Source organism: Streptomyces sp. NBC_00038 (assembly GCF_026343635.1).
Classification (GTDB): Bacteria; Actinomycetota; Actinomycetes; order Streptomycetales; family Streptomycetaceae; genus Streptomyces.
Window position 1 is genome coordinate 6,457,218 of the sequence record NZ_JAPELQ010000001.1, and the last position, 19,869, is coordinate 6,477,086.

Below are 19,869 nucleotides of genomic sequence, written 5' to 3' on the forward strand. Positions count from 1 at the left end.
GCCCCACGGCATCGTTCACTTGTCCGGTGAGGGACAATGGAGGCTCTGTCAGGGCGGGTTGCTTGAGGGGACGCATGTCGGAGGCGGAGCGGGCGGGAGCATCCCGTCAGGACAAGAGCGAACGTCTCCTCGCCGGGCGCTACCGGCTGGGGGATGTTCTCGGCCGCGGCGGCATGGGCACGGTGTGGCGGGCCAAGGACGAGACCCTGGGCCGCACGGTGGCCGTCAAGGAGCTGCGGTTCCCGTCGAGCATCGACGAGGACGAGAAGCGGCGGCTGATCACGCGCACGCTGCGTGAGGCCAAGGCGATCGCGCGGATCCGTAACAACGGCGCGGTGACGGTCTTCGACGTGGTCGACGAGGACAACCGGCCGTGGATCGTGATGGAGCTCGTCGAGGGCAAGTCGCTCGCCGAGGTCATCCGCGAGGACGGCCTGCTCACGCCGGTGCGGGCCGCCGAGGTCGGGCTGGCGATTCTCGATGTGCTGCGTTCGGCGCACCGGGAGGGCATCCTGCACCGGGACGTGAAGCCGTCGAACGTGCTGATCTCCGAGGACGGCCGGGTCGTGCTGACCGACTTCGGGATCGCGCAGGTCGAGGGCGACCCGTCCATCACCTCGACGGGCATGCTCGTCGGCGCGCCCTCGTACATCTCGCCGGAGCGGGCGCGCGGTCACAAGCCCGGGCCCGCCGCCGACCTGTGGTCGCTGGGCGGTCTGTTGTACGCGGCGGTCGAGGGCGTGCCGCCGTACGACAAGGGTTCCGCGATCGCGACGCTCACCGCGGTGATGATCGAGCCGGTGGAGCAGCCGAAGAACGCGGGTCCGCTGGAGAACGTGATCTACGGGCTGCTCGCCAAGGACCCCGAGCAGCGGCTCGACGTCGAGGGCGCGAGCGCGATGCTCATCGAGGTGCTACGCGCGCCCGAGCCCAGGCCGGCCGTGCCGGAGCCGGCGGACGCGACGAAGGTCGTGGCGTTGCCGCCGGTGCCCGACGAGGGGCCTGGCAAGGGTGGTTCGGGGTCCGGTGGCTCGGGCGGTTCCGGGGCCAAGCGTGGTGAGGAGGCCGGGGAGCGGCTGCGCGGGGCGATGCGTTCCGTGCGGAAGGCTGCCTCGGCGGCCGGGGCGGCCACGGCGGCGGCCGGTGCGGCGGCGACGGCGCGGGCGAAGTCCGGGGGTGCGGGGGCAACTGCCGAGTCGGGTTCGGGTTCGGGTACGGGTTTGGGTACGGAAGCGGCCACGCATGTGTCCGCACCTGTGTCTCCACCTGTGTCCCCGCCTGTTTCTGCACCTGCGTCGGAGAAGGACGACGGTGGTGTTGCCGCTACTGCGGTCTCCGCCTCCGTCTCGGCCGATACACCTGCTGCTTCCGCTTCCGCCGGCAAGGCTTCCGGGTGGCCGGTGGCTCCGGAGCGGCCTCCGCGGCCGGTGCCTCGGGCGCCGTTGACGGATGTGGTGCCGCGGCGGACGTTGATCATCATCGCGGTGGTCGTGGCGCTGGCGGTGCTCGGCACCGTGCTGGCCCTGACCCTCAACGGGGGCGACGACAACTCGAACGACTCCAAGAGCGGTGACACCAAGGCCGCTTCCAGTGGGGCGACCGCCGGAAGTGGCAGCGAGGAGAGCAGCGGCGCCCACACGGACAGCGGTGACGGGGCGGACGACTCGGCCACGGGTTCGGGCAGTACGCCGAGCACCGGCGCCAGTGCCGGTACGTCGAGCGGGTCGGACAGTGACGAGGGGTCGACCTCGGGCTCCGCGGGCGGAACGCCGTACACAAGCAGTCAAGGGTTCTCGATCGTGCTGCCGGAGGGCTGGAAGTACGTGTCCACTGACGACGCGGGCGCCCGGCTCACCGGTCCCAACGGGCAGAAGCTCCTGATCGGCTGGACGACCACGCCCAAGGACGACCCGGTGGCGGACTGGGAGAACCAAGAGCAGTACATGACGCGGTCGAACTACAAGCGCGTGCGAATAGAGAAGGTGGACTACCGCAGCTGGAACACGGCTGACTGGGAGTTCACCTACGAGGACGGTGGCACGAAGTACCGGTCGATCGACCGCGGGTTCGTCGTCAACTCGAGCCAGGGGTACGCGTTGATGTACACGGCGAAGGCAGCCGACTGGGACACCGATCTGCGTAAGGACACGTGGAAGACGTTCACCGAGACGTTCCAGCCGAAGTCGTGACGTACCGCTCGCCGATGTGACGTTCCGCCATGCTTGGGCACCCTGAGATATCGCATCCCTACTTTGCGGGTTGCCTCCGGCACGTATCGTGAGTAGTTGCGGACCGTACGGAACCACAACGGGACGCAAGGCGAACGGAATTGACCAACCGGGCGGCCGGGGGAGGCATCGTGGACGAGTACGCGGGACGGATTCTCGCCGACCGTTACCGCTTGCCGCTGCCGCCTTCCGACGAGTACGAACTCGCCGAGACCCGGGCGTACGACACCTACAGCGGGCAGGAAGTCCTGGTCCGGCAGGTGCCGTTGCCTGAGGTCGTCGAGGCGGAGGTGCTCGACGCGGACGGGTTGCCCGAGGGGTTCGTGGCGCGGGACGGCGGGGTGCGCCGGGCGTCCGCGCGGACCACGCGCCGGCCCACCGAACCGGCCGTTCGGCGGGCGATCGAGGCCGCGCAGGCTGCCGCGCAGATACCCGATCATCCCCGGCTCGACCAGGTCTTCGACGTGTTCGCCGAGGGCGGGTCGCTGTGGATCGTCAGCGAGTTGGTGGCGGCGAGGCGGCTGGACGTGTTGCTCGCCGAGAGGCCGCTCAGCCCCTATCGGGCAGCCGAGATCGCCTCCGACGTCCTCGCCGCACTGCGGGTGCTGCACGCGCACGGGTGGGTGCACCGGAACATCACCGTGCGCACGGTGCTCGTCTGCGACGACGGCCGCGTGATGCTGACCGGCCTGGCGGCCGGGGCCGCGGAGGAGGCGCTGTGCGGGTACGACCCTGTGCCGGTGCGGGACTTCGAGGGTGACGTCGGTGGTGGGGGTGCGGGAGCCGGTGGGCCGGGTGGGCCCGGGGGTGCGGGGGCTGGGCGTGCAGGTGGGGCCGGTGGTGGTGCTTCGCATGGGTTCGGTCCTGGTGGGCCGTCGGGGCCGTCTGGACCGCCTGGGTCGTCGGGTCCGTCGGGTCCGTCGGGTCCGTCGGGTGGCGGGGCGGTCGGTGGTGCGGCCGGAGGCGATCCTGAAGCCGCGCGGCGAGCCGCGATCGAGGCTCGGGCCAAGCGTGGGGGGCCTGCGGAGGCGGCTGCGGGCGTAGGGCCGCGCGCGCTTGAAGCACCGGGGGCCGGAGGAACCGGCGGCGCTGGAGGTGCCGGGGGCGCGGGTGGCGCCGTGGGTCCTGGTGGTGGCGCTGGGAGCGACATGCGTGCGGCGCGCGCCGGGGCGATTGCCGCGTACCGTGCCGGAGCGCGTGCCGCGGCCCGTGTGCACGAAGAGCAAGGGGGCGGTCGGGCGGCGCTGCCCGCGCCCCGGCCTTCGCCGCAGGGCGATGCGTCGGCGGCTCAGGCCCAGGCACAGTTTCCGGTTCAGGCACAGTCGCCGGTTCAGGCTCAGGGCCAGGCGCAGGGCCAGGGCGTGGCGCAGGCGTCCGGGCACGAGGTCGCCGGGTACAGCGGGTTCCCGCAGGCATCCGGGGGGAGTGGGGGCGGCGGGTTCCCGCAGGTTCCTGGGCACGGCGGTCAGGCTCAGGCTCAGGGTCTGGGCCGCGGGCAAGTCCCGGCCCAGGGTCTTGGTCATGGACAAGCTCCGGCCCAAGCGCCCGGCCACAGTCAGGCCCAGGCTCAAGGTCTTGGTCATGGACAAGCCCCTGCCCAAGCACCCGGCCACAGCCAGACCCAGGCTCAGGGTTCCTACCAGGTCCCCGCCCATGGCACGGAACATCACCCCAACACCGCGCCCCCCGGGCAGATAGCCGACCCGTACGGAGTCGGGCACTCCAGCTCCTGGCATGGCGCCCAGCCCCGTAGCGGTAGCGGCGGCGGAACCGGCACGGGAACCGGAACCGGTGGCGGCGGTGAAGGCCGCCCCGCGCTCCCTGGAGCCGCGAACGGCGGGATGGCGGCGCCGGGGAGTGACACCTCACCCGGCATGTACTCCGGGAGCGGCACCTCCACCAGCCCCCTCCCGATGAGCGGCGCCCCCACCGGAGCGCTCCCGGGCAACAGCGCTCCCGCCCTCGTACCCGGCCAGCCCCTCGCCCCCGCACCCGCACCCGCGGCCGTACCCGCACCCACCCCGGGCCCCGGCACGCCCACCTCCACCCCCCAAGGCCAGACCGCCCGTTGGGACCAGATCGTCGCCAGTGGGCCCCCGCGCCGGGGACCCGCCACCGCGCTCGCCGCGGAGCGGGCCCGGCAGGCGCGGATGGCCGTGGTCGGGCCGGTGACCGAGCGGTGGGCGCCCGAGCAGGCCGGGCCGGTGCATGAGAACTGGCAGTTGGCGGCGCCGATCGGGCCCGCGACCGACCTGTGGGCGCTGGGGGCGCTGCTCTTCCGGGCCGTACAGGGGCATGCGCCCTACCCGGAGGAGAACACCGCCGAGCTGGTGCAGCTCGTGTGCGCGGAGCCGCCCGCGTTCGCCGAGGAGTGCGGGCCGCTCAGGCCCGTCGTGGAGTCGCTGCTGCGCCAGGACCCCACCGAGCGGCTCGACTTCGAGGAACTGCGTGGCTGGCTGCGCTCCTTGGTGCGGTCGGCGCCGGAGGCCGAGGCGGGGGCGCATGTCGTCGCCGCGCCCCCGGTCAACCCCAGCCGGCTGCCGATCGTACGGCGACGGGGCGAGCTTGTTCGCAGGCGCCGCGCCGGGCTCCCCGCGACCAGCCCGCACGCCCGTCACAAGCGTGCCAAGCAGAACAAGCAGGCCAAGCCCAGACGGCTCGGGCGGAACCTCGTCCTGCTGGTCCTGCTCCTACTGGCCGCGGCGATCGCGTACGCCATGGTGTTCATGCCCAAGGCCGAGTCGAACAGCGGCACGGACGACGAGCGGACCGGTTCCGCCGGGGACGTCAGTCCCGCCCCCGACACCGGCGCGGGAGGGAGCGCGAGCAGCGAGCCGCGCCCCGACCAGACCTCTCCCGGAGGGGACAAGAGCCCCTCGGCCTCGTCCAGTTCGACGAGTTCAGGGGCCAACGACCCCGAAGTCGCCCAGGGTTTCACGCTCCGTGAGGACGCCGAGGGCTTCCAGGTGGCCGTGGCCAACGGCTGGGACCGTGCGGCGAAGAACGGGAGCGGCCAAGTCGTCTACTCCAACGGCGACTTCGAGCTCATCCTCGTACCCGGGCGGGACAGCACGAGCACGTACGGCAGCGATCCGATGACGTACCAGCGGGAGCGAGAGAGCGAGTTGCAACCGTTCCGCGACTCGACCTGGGCCACTTCCAGCGGGATGCGGCGGATCGATGTGGGCGGCCTCGCCATGGCCGAGGGACAGTTCACCTGGACCGACGGCGAAGGGCACGAGCTCTTCGTGCGCAATCTCGCGATCATCATCGAGGGGCGCTACCACGTGGTGCAGGTGCGCGGCCCGGAGGCCGAACGGGACGAGGTCACGCGGCTGTACGAGCAGGCTTCGGGGACGTATCGGGTCACGGGGTGACATCAGGTCACGAGGTGACACCGTCTCAGGGCGCTGGCTGACACGGTCTCAGGGAGTCGGCTGACACTGCTCTCAGGGCGCCGCCCGATGCCTCCTCAGGGCGTGGGCCGACGCCTTCGTAACCCCACGGCTCCCCCTTGGCTCACTTTGGTTCCCTTTCGCGCGCGGAAGGGAGAACCGTCACAGTGCGGTCTCCGTACGGCCCCGGCGGTTCCCTGCGCGGGGGCCGCTCCTTAGTCTGACCCTGTCAAGACCATTGCGGGGAAACGTGAATCAGATGCAGGGCCTGCTCCTCGCGGGCCGCTACCGGCTTGCCGAATCCATCGGCAGCGGCGGCATGGGCCGGGTGTGGCGCGCGCACGACGAAGTGCTGCACCGCCCGGTCGCAATCAAGGAGTTGACCGCCGCGCTGTACGTCGCCGAGAGCGACCTGGCTCCGATGCTCGCCCGCACGCACGCCGAGGCGAGAGCGGCCGCCCGGATCAACCACTCGGCCGTCGTCACCATCCACGACGTCCTGGAGTACGACAGCCGGCCGTGGATCGTGATGGAGCTGGTCGAGGGCAACTCGCTGGCCGACGAGGTCAAGGAGCGGGGGCGCGTCGAACCGGCCGAGGCGGCGCGGATCGGGCTGTGGGTGCTGCGCGGGCTGCGGGCCGCGCACGCCGCCGGTGTGCTGCACCGTGATGTGAAGCCCGGGAACGTACTGCTCTCCGCCGACCGGCGCGTACTGCTCACCGACTTCGGGATCGCGCAGGTCGAGGGCGATACGACCCTCACGCGCACCGGCGAGATCGTCGGCTCGGTCGACTATCTGGCCCCCGAGCGGGTGCGCGGGCACGATCCCGGTCCGGCCTCCGACCTGTGGGCGCTGGGCGCGACGCTGTACACGGCGGTCGAGGGCAGGTCGCCGTTCCGGCGCACCTCGCCGCTGAGCACCATGCAGGCCGTTGTCGAGGAGGAGCCCGAACCGTCCGAGTACGCCGGTCCGCTCGGGCCCGTGATCACCGCGCTGCTGCGCAAGGATCCCGCCGTACGGCCGAGTGCTGCGGAGGCCGAGCAGATGCTCGCCGAGGCGGCGGAGGGGCGGCGGCCGAGCGCGGCGCAGGCGTTCGTGCCGACGCAGCATGTGGAAACCGGGGTGGATCACTCCCTCGGTGGCGGCATCGCCCCCGCACATGCGGCGACCACACCCGCACATGGGTCGACCACACATGTCCCGGCACCCGATCACTCGGCATCCCATGGTTTGGCACCCCATGGCTTGGCACCCCATGTCCCGGGTGGGACCCAGCCCCAGGCCATGTCCTACCCCACGCCCGTCCCGGCCGCCCCCAGGAAACGGCGTCGGGGTCGCACCATCGCCCTCGTCGTCGTAGCGGCCGCGCTCGTCGGTGGCGGCGGTGCCGCGGCCATGAAGTACGCGGACGACTGGCGGACGGGCGCGGGCGGGGTCACCAGCAGCGAGGAACCCGGTGGTGACGGGGAATCGGGGAGTACGCCGGAGCCGAGCGCCACTACCAGCCCGCAGGCCGGCGAGAGCACACAGCCGGCGGCCGGTGCCCTGCCCGACGGCTGGGTGCGCGTGGACGACCCCGAGGGCTTCAGCCTCGCCGTGCCCAAGGGCTGGGTGCGGCAGGTCGACGGCGCACAGATCGACTACACACCGGACGGCGGCGAGCACTTCGTACGCATCGCCGTGGACGACTCGCCGGACTTCGACAACCCGTACTTGCACCAGGTGGACCTGGAACAGCAGTTGACGAAGCTGGCCGATTACCACCGGGTGAGCATGGAGTCCAACACCTTCCGTGACTGCGACGGCGCGCTGTGGGACTTCACCTGGACCGCGCTGGCGAAGGACACGGCGTTCCCCGGGCCGCGCCGCGCCATCGAGCAGACGTATCTCAGCCGGGACGGCGTCGAGTACGTGATCTACATGTCGGCGCCGGCGGCGGACTGGGGCACCGCGCGCGAGCAGTTCGACACGGTTCTGAAGGGCTGGCGCCCCACGGCCGAATAGCGACGCCGGGCAATCGCCGGGCAAGGGAAGCGCCGGACAACGGCACGGCCGGATACAGCCACCGCCGGTCGCCGACCCGGAGGGCCGGGCTCCATTGCGGCATGATGGGACGCATGGGGACCGAGGGGGACAACGCCCGGGTGATCGCCGGCCGTTACCGGCTGGAGGCCAGGATCGGGCGGGGCGGCATGGGCGTCGTATGGCGCGCGACCGACCAACTGCTCGGCCGCCAGGTCGCGGTCAAGGAAATCGCCCTCGACACCACGCTCTCCGCGGACGAGGCCCGTCAGCAGCGCGACCGGACCCTGCGTGAGGCCCGCGCCGTCGCGCAGCTGCGGCACCCGCACATCATCGTCGTGCACGACGTGGTCGAGGACGACGAACGCCCGTACATCGTCATGGAGTTGATCGAGGGCGGCTCGCTCGCCGAGCGGATCTCCGCGCGCGGTCCGGTCGACGCGCGCGAGGCCGCCCGCATCGGCATCGGCCTCCTCGGTGCGCTGCGCCGCGCGCACGACGCGGGTGTCCTGCACCGGGACCTCAAGCCCGCGAACGTGCTGATCGCCGAGGAAGGCCGGGTCGTCCTCACCGACTTCGGCATCGCCCAGGTCGCGGGCGCGACGACACTCACCGAGAGCGGGGCGTTCGTCGGTTCACCGGAGTACACCGCGCCCGAGCGGATGTCCGGGGTCAGGACGGGCCCCGAGTCCGACCTGTGGTCGCTGGGCGTGCTGCTGTGCACCGTCCTGAGCGGCGAATCCCCCTTCCATCGCGACTCGTTGGGCGGCATCCTGCACGCGGTCGTCATCGACGAGATCCGGCCGCCGGCCCAGGCCGGGCCCCTGCTTCCCGTCGTACGGGGGCTGCTGGAGCGCGATCCCGAGCGGCGGCTCGACGCGGCGGAGGCGGAGCGGATGCTGCGCGCGTTCCGGGACACGGGGCGTACGCCGAGGCTTGCGGCCGGGTACACGCCCACGCAACGGGACGTACCGGCGCGGCCGGCTGCACCTGCGCCGCCGACCTCCTCGACGACCTCGTCGTCCTCCGCTCCGCTTCCCGTGGCGCAGCGCTCCACGCGGGGCATCCTCGTCGCTGCCGCGCTGGTCGCCGCGATGGCCGGGGCGGGGGTGTCGGCGGCGGCGTTGCTGATGAACGACGGTGGGGGTGGGGGGACGCCGGCTCCCTCAAGTACCGCGAGTACATCGATGACCGCGACATCGGGGACGCCGGGAACGCCCGGGGCGCCGGGCACGTCGGCGAGCGCGTCGGTCTCGAATTCGCCCGCGAGTCCCGTAAGCCACAAGGCGCCCTCCGGTTACCGCACCGCGTCGGATCCGAACGGGTTCTCGCTCGCCGTGCCCGACGACTTCACCCGGGAGCCGGAAGGGGAGCGGGTCTTCTACGTGTCGCAGGGGAAGACCTTCCGCCTCGGCATCAAGGTGGCCGATCCCGAACCGGGCGGTCCGCTCGAGGTGATGCGGCGCGGGGACGCCAAGGGGCCCTCCACCAACCCGGGTTACCGCGACGCCGCCGTCACCTCGGCCACGCACGGCGGACAGCCCGCCGCGTTCTGGGAGTTCACCTGGAACGGCTTCACCGAGGCGGAGGGCGCGCGGCACACGTACGACCTGTGCTGGGAGGAGGGCGGGCGGATGTACGACGTGTGGGTGTCGGCGCCGGTCGGGAGGGCGACGGAGGCGAAGGAGTACTTCGACGTGGCGGTGGACACCTTCGTACCCGAATAAAGGGGAAATAAAGGGTGGCTCGCGTCACGGGTCTGTGACTGGAAAGCGACGGGGCTGGATGCCGAACCGCTTGGCGCGATATGGATGGACCCATGAGTGACAACGGGGGAGTCCCTTACGGGGCCGATGAACCAACGAGTTTCGGTCTGCAACCGCCACGTCAGGGTGTGCCGGGGCAGCAGGCGGGTGTGCCCTACCCCGGTAACCCGTACGCCACGCCGACCCAGGTCGTCCCGGAGCAGCAGGCGCAGCACGCACAGCAGGCGCAACACACACAACACGCGCAGCAGGACCCGGGCGTGGGGCGTCTCATCGCGGGCCGCTACCGTCTCCTCTCCAAGCTCGGCGACGGCGGGATGGGCACGGTCTGGCGGGCCAAGGACGAGACGGTGGACCGCGAGGTCGCAGTCAAGGAGCCCCGCGTTCCGGACCATCTTCCCGAGCGCGAACGCGCCAACGCCTTCGAGCGCATGCGCCGCGAGGCACGCGCGGCGGCGCGGCTCGACCACCCGTCGGTCGTGAACGTCCACGACGTCGCGGTCGTGGACGGACAGCCCTGGATCGTCATGGAGTTGGTGCAGGGCCGCTCGCTGGGCGACGCCCTCCAAGAGGGCACGCTCGGGGTCCGCGAGGCGGCGCGTGTCGGCCTTGAGGTGCTCGGCGCCCTGGAGGCCGCGCACGCGGCGGGCATCCTGCACCGCGACGTGAAGCCGGACAACGTCCTGCTCGGCCGTCACGGCCGAGTCGTCCTCACCGACTTCGGCATCGCCCAGATCGAGGGCGAGACGAGCCTCACGGACACCGGCGGCTTCGTCGGATCGCCCGAATACATCGCACCGGAACGGGTGTTGGGGCAGCGCCCGGGCCCGGCGAGTGACCTCTGGTCCCTCGGCGTCGTGCTCTACGCGGCCACCGAGGGCGTCTCGCCCTTCCGCCGCAGCAACACTCCGGCGACCCTTCAGTCCGTCCTCAACTCCACGCCCGCGGCGCCCGCTTCGGCGAACGGCCCGCTCGCCGAGACGATCAACGGCCTGCTGGACAAGGAGCCGTCCCGCCGCCCGGACGCGGCCCGGGTCCGCAGTCTCCTGGAGGCGGCCGCTCGGCCGCCCGCTCCGGCGCCGACGCAGGTCGTGCGGATGGCGGGGCCGGAGGGCGGCAACGGGATCCGTGTCGGCCGCAAGACCTTGATCGGCCTCGGCGCGGCGATCGTCGCCGCGGCGGTGGCCGCGTATCTGGTGGTCGCGGATCCGTTCGCGGGGTCGTTGCCGGACACCTGGAAGAACCGGGCGCACCCGAAGCTGGGCGTGACGCTGGCGGTCCCCGCGAACTACCAGGTGGGCAAGCCGGACGCGGACGACACGGACAAGAACTGGGTCACGTACTCCGACTGGAGCGGCAGCATCTGGATCGGCCTGAACCTCGCGAGGAAGGCTGAGGACACCAGCGGCCAGATCGAGGGCTCGGCCCGCGCCGAAATGTACGCCGACGACGGCGAGTTTAAGGAGAGCGGCGCGTACGAGCTGAGCATGCCCGAGGGCGCGAAGACGGTCCCGAACGGGGAGACCAAGTACCAAGGCAAGCAGTCCGCCGAGAACACGGTGACCTACACGACCACCGACAGCCAGAACCCCCGCCCCCGCGAGCTGAAGATCTTCTACTACAAGTCGTCCGAGGGCGACATGTACAAGCTCACGATCAGCTATCCCGGCAAGGGCGACTTCACCGCACGCGGCCGTGAAGTGGCGAAGACGGCGATCGCGAACCTGGACATCAACAAGCTGTGAGGAAGGGGCCGGGGTCCGGCTGTCAGGCGGCTCAGCCGAGCTTGGCCGCCTGGGCGTCGATGACCTCGGCCGGGACGTCGTAGTCGGCGGTGCCGGCTCCCGCCTCGCCGGAGAAGGCGGCCAGGTTTATCGAGTAGTACGTGGCGACCGTGCTGCCATGGCGTACGACCTCGCCCTTCACCACGACCTCGTCGCCCTCCGCGTCGCCGGTCACCGCGAACGCGACCGATTCGTCGCCGCTTCCGGACGCCTTCTCGGACGCCACCTTCGTGAACTTCTGGGTGTCGCTGCCGGCCGCGACGGTGAACCCGCTCGCACAGCCCTCGACCGCTTCGGAGACCGAGGCAAGGGTCTCCTGGGCGCCGTCACCCTCGTACGAGGAGAGCGAGACGATCGTCATCGTGCTGTTGAGGGCGTCGGTGATCGAATCCAGCGAGTCCTCCAGGCTGTCCGAGGAGGTCGCGCTGGGCTTGATCTCCTCGGTGGCCGGTGTGACCTGGCGGTTGAGGTACGCGGCCTCGGAGTCGCCGGGCGCGAACCCGGTGAGGACGTACGCGATCGGCGCGCACTTCTCGTCGACGACCTTGACCTTCTCCTTGGAGGACGCGAATGGCTCGGAGTCCGTGGCCGAGCTGACCTCGAAGCCGTCGGCGTCGCCCGTGGCGATGATCGCCTTCTCCAACTCGCTGCTGCTCAGCACCTTCGCGGCGGCCGTCGACTCCTTGCCGCCCGTGGCCTTGTCACCGTCCCCGGAGTCGGATCCACTGTCGGAGCAGCCGGTGGCCAGGGCGAGCGAGAGCACCGACGCGGCCGCTGCGATGCCTGTGCGGGGCAGCGTGAATCTCTTCATGTTGGGGTGTTCCTTAGGTGTGTTCAGGGTGTGCCTGAAGTGATGCCTGAAGTGAAGCCGGAATATGAGGGCAACATTAAAGGGATCACCAAGCGTTGGCTGGGGAGTGACCAAGCTGTGATCGCCGCACCCACAACCCCCTGATCAGGGCATTCGTTGCCAGCGATCACTGGCGTCGTGTGAGCAGTCGGTGAAAGCGCATTACCCACGGGTACCCAAAGGGCGCGGTCGGGCATACCCTGCGGCTCATGACGGACTCGCAGGCCACGGAGCAGGCCACGGAAAACACCGGCACCGACGAAGCGGCCGGGACGGGCACCACAGGCGCTGCCGCCATGGTCGGCACCAATCCCCTCGCCGCCGCCCCCGCAGGCGCCCGCACCGCCGCCGACGTCGTCACGCCCGAGCTGGTCGCCCAGCTCACGAAGGGTGTCGTCGGATCCGGGCGGACCGCCAACCACACCCCGTTCACCGGGGAGAAGCTGGCCGATCTGCCCGGGTCCACCCCCGAGGACGTACGGGAAGCGTTCGAGCGGGCGCGCAAGGCGCAGGTCGCCTGGGGCGCCACCCCCGTACGGCAGCGCGCCGCCGTCCTGCTCCGCTTCCACGATCTCGTGCTCGCCCGCCAGGCCGAGGTCCTCGACCTGATCCAGCTGGAGACCGGCAAGGCCCGGCTGCACGCACACGAGGAAGTCCAGGCCGTTGTCGTGGCCGCGCGGCACTACGGGCGCAAGGCCCCCTCCTACCTCCGGCCCAAGGGGCACACCGGCGCCGTCCCGACCCTCACCAAGGTCACCGAACTGCGTCACCCGCGTGGCGTCGTCGGCCAGATCGCGCCCTGGAACTACCCCCTGGAGCTGTCGGTCGGCGACGCGCTCCCCGCCTTCGTCGCGGGCAACGCGGTCGTCATGAAGCCCGACACCGAGACCTGCCTCACCGCCCTCTGGGCGCGCGACCTGCTCATCGAGGCCGGGCTGCCCGCCGAGGTGTTCCAGGTCGTCATCGGCGACGGTCCGGTCGTCGGTCCCGAGATCGTCAAGTACGCCGACTACGTCTCGTTCACCGGCTCCACGCGGACCGGGCGCGAGGTCGCGCAGGGCGCCGCCGCCCGGCTCGTCGGCGTCTCGCTCGAACTCGGCGGCAAGAACGCCATGGTGGTGCTGGCGGACGCGGACGTCGACAAGGCCGCCGCGGGCGCCGTGCGCGCCTGCTTCTCCTCCGCCGGCCAACTCTGCATCTCCATCGAGCGGTTGTACGTCCATGAGGACATCGCCGATGTGTTCGCGGAGCGGTTCGCCGCACGCACCAAGGCGATGCGGCTCGGCACCTCCCTCGCGTACGGCGCCGACATGGGCTCGCTGGTCGGCGAGCGGCAGCTCGAAACCGTGACCCGGCATGTGGACGAGGCCGTCGCCAAGGGAGCGAAGCTGCTCGCCGGTGGCGTCGCCCGCCCCGACATCGGGCCCTACTTCTACGAGCCCACCATCCTCGACGGCGTCGAGGCCCCCATGGCGGTCTGCGCCGAGGAGACCTTCGGACCCGTCGTCTCCCTCTACCGCTTCAAGACCGAGGACGAGGTCGTCGAACTCGCCAACTCCACGGCGTACGGCCTCAATTCCTCCGTCTGGACCAAGGACGGGCGGCGCGGTCGCGCGGTCGCGGCCCGGCTGCGCACCGGAACCGTCAACGTCAACGAGGGCTACGCGCCCGCGTACGGCAGCGTCCAGTCACCCATGGGCGGCATGAAGGACTCCGGCCTCGGCCGCCGCCACGGCTCCGAGGGCATCCTCAAGTACACCGAGGCGCAGACCGTCGCCCACCAGCGGCTGCTGCCGATGGCACCGTCGCTCGGCATGGACGACGAGAAGTACGCGGCGTTCATGAGCCGGAGCCTCAGGGTGATGAAGGCGCTGCGGCTCCGGTAGATCCCAGATCTGAATAGTTCTCAGAAGTTCTCAACGAGGAGAGCGGCACGTGTCACAGGAGAGCTCTGTCCAAAAGCAGGACGAGTCCGCGTACGACTATGACGTGATCGTCGTCGGCTCGGGCTTCGGCGGGTCGGTGACCGCCCTCCGGCTCACCGAAAAGGGCTACCGCGTAGGCGTGTTGGAGGCCGGCCGCCGCTTCACCCGCGGTTCGCTGCCCAAGAACTCCTGGGACCTGAAGAACTACCTGTGGGCACCCAGGCTCGGCATGTACGGCATCCAGCGCATCCACCTGCTGGGCAACGTCATGGTCCTCGCGGGTGCCGGCGTCGGCGGCGGATCCCTGAACTACGCCAACACCCTCTACGTACCGCCGAAGGCCTTCTTCGAGGACCCGCAGTGGAAGGAAATCACTGACTGGGAGGGGGAGTTGAAGCCGTACTACGACCAGGCCCGGCGGATGCTCGGCGTGCGGCTCAACCCGACCATGACCCCGTCCGACGTCCACCTCAAGGCGGCCGCCCAGCGGATGGGCGTCGGCGACACCTTCCACATGGCGCCGGTCGGCGTCTTCTTCGGCGACGGTGAGGACGCGGACGGGACGGCGAAGGCCAGGCCGGGCGGCGAGGTGGAAGACCCCTACTTCGGCGGCGCCGGACCCACCCGCAAGGCCTGTACCGAGTGCGGCGAGTGCATGACCGGGTGCAGGCACGGCGCGAAGAACACCCTCAACGAGAACTACCTCCACCTCGCCGAGAAGGCGGGTGCCGTGGTGCACCCGATGACGACGGTCGTGTCCGTCACCGACGACTCGCAGGGCGGATACGCCGTCGCCACCCTGCCCACGGACGAGAAGCGCAAGGGCGAGGGGCGGATCCTCAAGGCCCGCCGGGTCGTCATCGCCGCCGGTACCTACGGCACGCAGACCCTGCTGCACCGCATGAAGTCCGGCGGCCAACTGCCGTACATCTCAAGCAGGTTGGGCGATCTGACCCGCACCAACTCCGAGGCCCTTGTGGGCGCGCAGACCGACAACCGCCGGTACCGCAAGGCGCACGGCACGCCCAAGGTCGACTTCACCCAGGGCGTCGCGATCACGTCCTCGATCCACCCCGACGAGAACACCCACATCGAGCCCGTCCGTTACGGCAAGGGCTCGAATTCGATGGGCGGCCTGTCGATCCTCCAAGTCCCGTACGCGGAGGGCTCATCACTGCTTCTGGGATGGCTGGCCAACGCCGCGAAGCACCCACTCCTCGTGCTCCGCTCGCTCTCCAACCGCCACTGGTCCGAGCGGACCATCATCGGTCTTGTCATGCAGTCGGTGGACAACTCCCTGACGACGTACCTGAAGTCGAAGGGCGTGGGCAAGGGCCTGTTGACGGCCCGTCAGGGGCACGGGGCTCCCAACCCCCGCCAGATCAAGGCGGCTTCGGAGGGCGCCTCCGCCATCGCCGCCGAGATCAACGGCTTCGCCGGCAGCAACGTGGGCGAGCTGATGGGGACGCCGCTCACCGCGCACTTCCTCGGCGGCTGCCCGATCGGCGACTCGCCGTCCACCGGGGTCATCGACCCGTACCACCGGCTGTACGGCCACCCCGGCATCTCCGTCGTCGACGGCGCCGCGGTCTCCGCGAACCTCGGCGTCAATCCGTCGCTCACCATCACCGCCCAGGCCGAGCGCGCGATGTCGTACTGGCCCAACAAGGGCGAGGCCGACCCGCGTCCGGCGCAGGGAGCGGCGTACGAGCGCCTGAAGCCGGTCGAGCCGCAGAGCCCCGCAGTCCCCGCGGACGCGTTCGGCGCGCTGAAGCTGCCGTTCCTGGGGATGCCTACGGTGCCGCCGAAGTCGTAACCCGCAGGCAGCTGTGGACAGAAAGAAGGACCTGCACCCCCCTCCGAGCGCAGGTCCTTCATTCAGCTGTGGCTACTGGGGCCGGGCCGCCTTACGCGGCGGTGGCGCCACCCGAGTTGCGGCGACGGACCACGTACACCGCACCCGCACCGGCGACGACGGCGACACCGCCGGTGAGGCCGATCAGCGGCAGCACGGACGAGGAACCGGTCTCGGCGAGCGAGCCGGAGGCGTCCACCGTCTTGGCGTCGCTGATCTCCTTCGAACCGCCGGTCTGCGGCTTGGCGTCCTCGGGGTCGCCCGCGTCAGAGCCGGCGGCGAGGATGTCGAAGAAGTAGATCCAGCCGTTCGGGTCGTCGGCGACCCAGCAGCCCTCGTCGTCCGCGTACTGGGCGAAGCCGCCGGTCACGCCGATGGCGTCAGGCACGTCGCCGCTGACGCTCAGGCGCAGCTGGTACGAGGTCGACTGGCCGGCGCCGAGCGAGAACGGGGTGAAGGTGCCGCCTTCGCCCGCGGCGCCCGCGACCTCGCGCCAGGTGCCGGAGTCCTTGTCGAGGACCTGCACGCTGATCTCGCCGGAGTAGTCCTCCTCGTCCCAGCCGATGGCGGCGACGCCGATCAGCGGCGCGATGTTCTTGATGGTGTCGTCGCCGCTGTTGGAGACGTTGAACGAGAACTTCGTCCAGCCGCTGCCCGCGACGATGGTGTCGGGCAGGCCCGACAGGTTGCTGGTCAGGTCGTTGCTGATCTCGACGACGTCGCTTTCGTCCATGCAGAGCTCGGGCTCCTCGCCCTCCTCCGGGACGGTCGAAGAGGGGGTCGGCGTGACGGCCGGGCTGCTGTCGCCGGCCGCGGGGGTGGTGTCGTCCGCGGCGGGGGTCGTGTCGTCGGCCGCCGGGGTGGTGTCCTCAGCGGCGGGGGTCGTGTCCTCAGCCGCCGGGGTGGTGTCCTCGGCGGCAGGAGTCGTGTCCTCGGTCGCGGGAGTGGTGTCCTCCACCGCGGGGCTGCTCTCAGCCGTGGCCGGGGGAGTGGTGTCATCCGCGAAGGCGGCCGGCGCCGACAGCAGCGCGATAGGGGCCAGTGCGGCCGTCGCGGCCGCAACGGCCATGGCACGACGAAGCTTCATGAAAACCTCGGAAAGTCTGGCGCGCGCCGCTACGTCGCGGCACGCACGTGGGGAGGCCTTCGCGTGTGGGGCGCGGGTGTGGCCGTTGGTTCTGCAGGTGTGACACGGGATGGCCGAGAATGGTTGTGCCTTCACTCACGGAATCCTTATGTGGGGTGGATCACATGGAGGTCCGGGGTCGGATCGTCCCGTTCGTGGCTGATTTTCGTGTGACCGTCATCACGCATCAATCCCGGAGCCCTGTGGAGGTCTTGTGCATCTCCAGTAAGTCCGCTTAGAAGTGTCCCCTCTTGATCATTCAGGTGGGGGATCTGTGCGACCGGGTTCGCGGAGTGGCTCTGCCTCTGGCTCACCAGCGAGGACGTGCCCAGCCCCCGGTTTCCCCTGCCCGGGCCCGGTGGCCGTTCCCGCAGAGAAAGGCGCACGATCCACCGTGGCCGAAAGACCGTCCGACGAGCCGAACCCCGACTCGGGCTCCATATCCGACGAGGTCTGGGACAAGTTCGTCCAGGACACCGAGCGGGACATCCATGCCTCGGCGCCGAAGGAGCCGTCCGCGCGGGCGCGTGTGGTCACTGAGCGGCTGCGGCAGCAGGATGCGCGGGGTGAGGTGCCCGACGGGTGGCGCACCGGGCCGGCCTGGCGGGAAATGGACGGGCGCGCGGCCCGTCGCCGCCGGCTGTGGGCGATTCTCGGTGTGCCCCTAGCGATTGCCGCGGTCGTCGTGGCCAACAAGCCGTCACTCCTGCTCGGCGATGACCCCGGCTCGGGCACCGGCGTTCCGGAGGCCGTTGCCGCGTCCCAGCTCCCGGCGGAGACCGCGGCCCCGACCGCCGCGCCCTCGGAGGTGGCTCCGGTAACCCCCACCCTGGAACGGCCGTTCGCCGGCTCCCCGGCCGCGCGGTGGGCCGACGGCGCGGCCGGCATCGTCCTGCCGAAGGCGACAGCGGTCGGCTCCTTCTCCAAGGCGCAGGTCGAAAAGGCGCTGCGGCAGACCAAGGAACTCCTGGTCGATGCGAACCTCGACCCGGCCACATTGCGCGGCGAGCGACCCGAGACTGCGCTCGGTGTGATCGACCCCCTCCAGACCGGCGTGGTCGACCTGCTGGAGACCGCGCTGCGCAAGCCGGACGAGAAGCACGACCCCCTGTGGATGTTCAGCCGCTACGACCCCGCCGAACTGCGGCTCGCCGGAGACGTGGTCAAGACCCGCGGCCGCATGACGTTCGAGGCCGGCGAGTCGGCCTCCTTCGTGATCCACGCCGACTACACCTTCGTCTACCCGCTCGCCCGCACCGACGGTTCGACCGAGGTCGCCCGCACCGTCATCCGTCGGGTGCTCGACCTCGAGGTCTCCGACCCGGTCAAGTACCAGGTCACCCCCGGCAAGCTCTTCGTCACCCGCTACGACCAGGAGATCGGCAACTCCGCCTGCGACGTCTACGACGGCTATTTCCATCCCCAGTTCTCGACCGGCGAGCAGGAGGGCGAGCTCCCGACCGGGCCGACACTGGACCCGTACGACCGCAGTGAGGGCATCGATCAGAACCCTGCGGCGGGCTGCGGTGTGGCGTCCCGGACCTGACGCCCGGCATGCGACACCACGCCAGTGTGGTTTCCCCCTGCTGGGACGAGTCCGGGAGCTTGAGGCCGAGACGCTGTATCGACCAGCGTGCACCACGGGGTCCAGTAAATTTCCGAAGTGATCTTTGAGGATGGTCATGTCTCGTAACTTCACTGAGTCTGTGATCGGAATGCTGGGTCCGACGAGAAATGTTTTGCCTCCGGCTTCGGCTTGGGACAGGTTGGAGGGAGAGTTGGGTGTCCAACTGCCCGACGACTACAAGGAGATCATCGGTAGCTATGCACCGGTGCAATTGAACTGGCACCTCTCCCTGGACCATCCGTCCACTCACCGGTGGAACCTGGGAAAGTGGATGAGGGGGACGGTCGAGGCATTCTCACGCAGTGACCTGTCGGAAGCGGAGTGTCCCGGTTTTCCAGACGGCCCACTGTTCGGTGGGCCGTCGGGACTCATACCGCTGGTCTCTACGGATCGCGGGGAATATGTCTTCGGGGTGGTCGACGCGGCCTTCGGAGAATGGAGGATCCTGTCATGCGATGGAGACGAGCAGGATTTTTACGAGTACCGCATGGAATTTTCTGAATGGCTCTACCGGTACTTGGTCGGTGAAGATATGTTTGGTCCCGGAAGTGCTGTCTTCTACGCAGGTCCGATCGTTTTCGAGTCCATGCCGATGACCGAGTCGGAACGTTCGAGCACGTGGCGCGGGCCTGAGCGTGGCATGTAATTAGAGGTGCGTTGGTCAGTCGCTTCTTGGAGCAGTGCATGTCCTCGTTGGATGAGTTGCAGGCCCTGCTGGGCGAACCCGCCGACCGGCAACCGAACCCAGACCACTGGAACGAAGTCGAGCAACACGTAGGTTCCGCTCTGCCCGGTGACTTCAAGACGTTTCTCAATGTCTACGGCAGCGGGGTCATCTCTGGCGAGCTCGTTGTCTTCCACCCGCGTGGATCAAGCCCGTTGCTGGAGCGCATGCGCAAGACGCACCAGACGTTTACTGAGCGTCGAGACAGAGCCCTGAGCCGCGGCGGCTCCGAGCATGTTCCGTACGCCTTCCATCCCGAACCCGGTGGGCTGATCTCCTGGGGGTACGACTACAGCGGTGACGAGCACTTCTTCCTGCCGTGCGACCCAGACCCGGAGCAATGGAAGATCGTCACGATGGTCCATGAAGAGGGATGCCAGACCTTCGACGGGCCGTTCTCCAGTTTCGCCCTCTCGTTCGTACGGCGCCTGCTCGACGTGGACCGCTACCACGGCATCGAACCGGAAGCCCTGGAGTTCCTGGAACCGGCGGACTTGGAGGAATTGGTCGCCGCCGGAGAGATCGGCCCTGTTCAGCCGCGCTTCGAACCGTTCTGAACGGAGAGG

The 19,869-nt window shown here is 70.0% G+C and carries 12 protein-coding genes; 10 read left to right on the forward strand and 2 right to left on the reverse strand.

Annotated features, from left to right (window positions below):
• The first annotated feature begins 74 nt into the window (after positions 1-74).
• From OG219_RS29425 to OG219_RS29445, 5 genes are all read left to right on the forward strand, one after another.
• Positions 75-2,189, forward strand: coding sequence for a serine/threonine-protein kinase (locus OG219_RS29425; protein ID WP_266831453.1), 2,115 nt, complete (start codon positions 75-77; stop codon positions 2,187-2,189).
• Between the two features lie 170 nt (positions 2,190-2,359).
• Entirely contained in the window at positions 2,360-5,605 is a 3,246-nt protein-coding gene (locus OG219_RS29430) for a protein kinase (protein WP_266831455.1), read from the forward strand.
• Between the two features lie 277 nt (positions 5,606-5,882).
• The gene (locus tag OG219_RS29435; protein ID WP_266836270.1) at positions 5,883-7,628 is read left to right on the forward strand and encodes a serine/threonine-protein kinase; all 1,746 of its coding nucleotides are present in this window, start codon (positions 5,883-5,885) and stop codon (positions 7,626-7,628) included.
• 113 nt (positions 7,629-7,741) lie between these two features.
• Positions 7,742-9,373 (forward strand): serine/threonine-protein kinase, encoded by a 1,632-nt coding sequence (locus tag OG219_RS29440; protein ID WP_266831457.1) that lies wholly within the window; start codon positions 7,742-7,744, stop codon positions 9,371-9,373.
• A gap of 92 nt (positions 9,374-9,465) precedes the next feature.
• Positions 9,466-11,157 (forward strand): serine/threonine-protein kinase, encoded by a 1,692-nt coding sequence (locus OG219_RS29445; RefSeq protein ID WP_266831459.1) that lies wholly within the window; start codon positions 9,466-9,468, stop codon positions 11,155-11,157.
• A gap of 31 nt (positions 11,158-11,188) precedes the next feature.
• Here OG219_RS29445 and OG219_RS29450 read toward each other — a convergent pair whose 3' ends face one another.
• Positions 11,189-12,007, reverse strand: a complete 819-nt coding sequence (locus OG219_RS29450) for a hypothetical protein (RefSeq protein WP_266831461.1) — start codon at positions 12,005-12,007, stop codon at positions 11,189-11,191.
• 335 nt (positions 12,008-12,342) lie between these two features.
• Between OG219_RS29450 and OG219_RS29455 the strand changes: the two genes are divergently transcribed.
• Together OG219_RS29455 and OG219_RS29460 are read left to right on the forward strand one after the other, a co-directional pair.
• Positions 12,343-13,932 (forward strand): succinic semialdehyde dehydrogenase, encoded by a 1,590-nt coding sequence (locus tag OG219_RS29455; RefSeq protein ID WP_266836271.1) that lies wholly within the window; start codon positions 12,343-12,345, stop codon positions 13,930-13,932.
• Between the two features lie 49 nt (positions 13,933-13,981).
• Positions 13,982-15,787 carry a GMC oxidoreductase gene (locus OG219_RS29460; RefSeq protein ID WP_266831463.1) on the forward strand — a complete coding sequence of 602 codons (1,806 nt, stop codon included), beginning with the start codon at positions 13,982-13,984 and terminating at the stop codon, positions 15,785-15,787.
• A gap of 91 nt (positions 15,788-15,878) precedes the next feature.
• Here OG219_RS29460 and OG219_RS29465 read toward each other — a convergent pair whose 3' ends face one another.
• On the reverse strand, positions 15,879-16,913 hold the full coding sequence (locus OG219_RS29465) for a hypothetical protein (RefSeq protein WP_266831465.1): 1,035 nt from the start codon (positions 16,911-16,913) through the stop codon (positions 15,879-15,881).
• A 433-nt stretch (positions 16,914-17,346) separates the two neighbouring features.
• Here OG219_RS29465 and OG219_RS29470 point away from each other — a divergent pair, with 433 nt between their 5' ends.
• The 3 genes from OG219_RS29470 to OG219_RS29480 all read left to right on the forward strand — a co-directional run bounded on the left by OG219_RS29470 (position 17,347) and on the right by OG219_RS29480 (position 19,860).
• Positions 17,347-18,498 (forward strand): hypothetical protein, encoded by a 1,152-nt coding sequence (locus OG219_RS29470; protein WP_266831467.1) that lies wholly within the window; start codon positions 17,347-17,349, stop codon positions 18,496-18,498.
• Between the two features lie 136 nt (positions 18,499-18,634).
• Positions 18,635-19,225, forward strand: coding sequence for an SMI1/KNR4 family protein (locus OG219_RS29475; RefSeq protein ID WP_266831469.1), 591 nt, complete (start codon positions 18,635-18,637; stop codon positions 19,223-19,225).
• 38 nt (positions 19,226-19,263) lie between these two features.
• Positions 19,264-19,860 (forward strand): SMI1/KNR4 family protein, encoded by a 597-nt coding sequence (locus OG219_RS29480; protein WP_266831471.1) that lies wholly within the window; start codon positions 19,264-19,266, stop codon positions 19,858-19,860.
• Positions 19,861-19,869 lie beyond the last annotated feature (9 nt).

What these genes read in the sequence shown, in the direction of transcription:
- OG219_RS29425 (WP_266831453.1), top strand. Translation starts at nt 75, where the DNA reads ATGTCGGAGGCGGAGCGGGCGGGAGCATCCCGTCAGGACAAGAGCGAA.
- OG219_RS29435 (WP_266836270.1), top strand. Translation starts at nt 5,883, where the DNA reads ATGCAGGGCCTGCTCCTCGCGGGCCGCTACCGGCTTGCCGAATCCATC.
- OG219_RS29440 (WP_266831457.1), top strand. Translation starts at nt 7,742, where the DNA reads ATGGGGACCGAGGGGGACAACGCCCGGGTGATCGCCGGCCGTTACCGG.
- OG219_RS29445 (WP_266831459.1), top strand. Translation starts at nt 9,466, where the DNA reads ATGAGTGACAACGGGGGAGTCCCTTACGGGGCCGATGAACCAACGAGT.
- OG219_RS29450 (WP_266831461.1), bottom strand. Translation starts at nt 12,007, where the DNA reads ATGAAGAGATTCACGCTGCCCCGCACAGGCATCGCAGCGGCCGCGTCG.
- OG219_RS29455 (WP_266836271.1), top strand. Translation starts at nt 12,343, where the DNA reads ATGGTCGGCACCAATCCCCTCGCCGCCGCCCCCGCAGGCGCCCGCACC.
- OG219_RS29465 (WP_266831465.1), bottom strand. Translation starts at nt 16,913, where the DNA reads ATGAAGCTTCGTCGTGCCATGGCCGTTGCGGCCGCGACGGCCGCACTG.
- OG219_RS29475 (WP_266831469.1), top strand. Translation starts at nt 18,635, where the DNA reads ATGTCTCGTAACTTCACTGAGTCTGTGATCGGAATGCTGGGTCCGACG.
- OG219_RS29480 (WP_266831471.1), top strand. Translation starts at nt 19,264, where the DNA reads ATGTCCTCGTTGGATGAGTTGCAGGCCCTGCTGGGCGAACCCGCCGAC.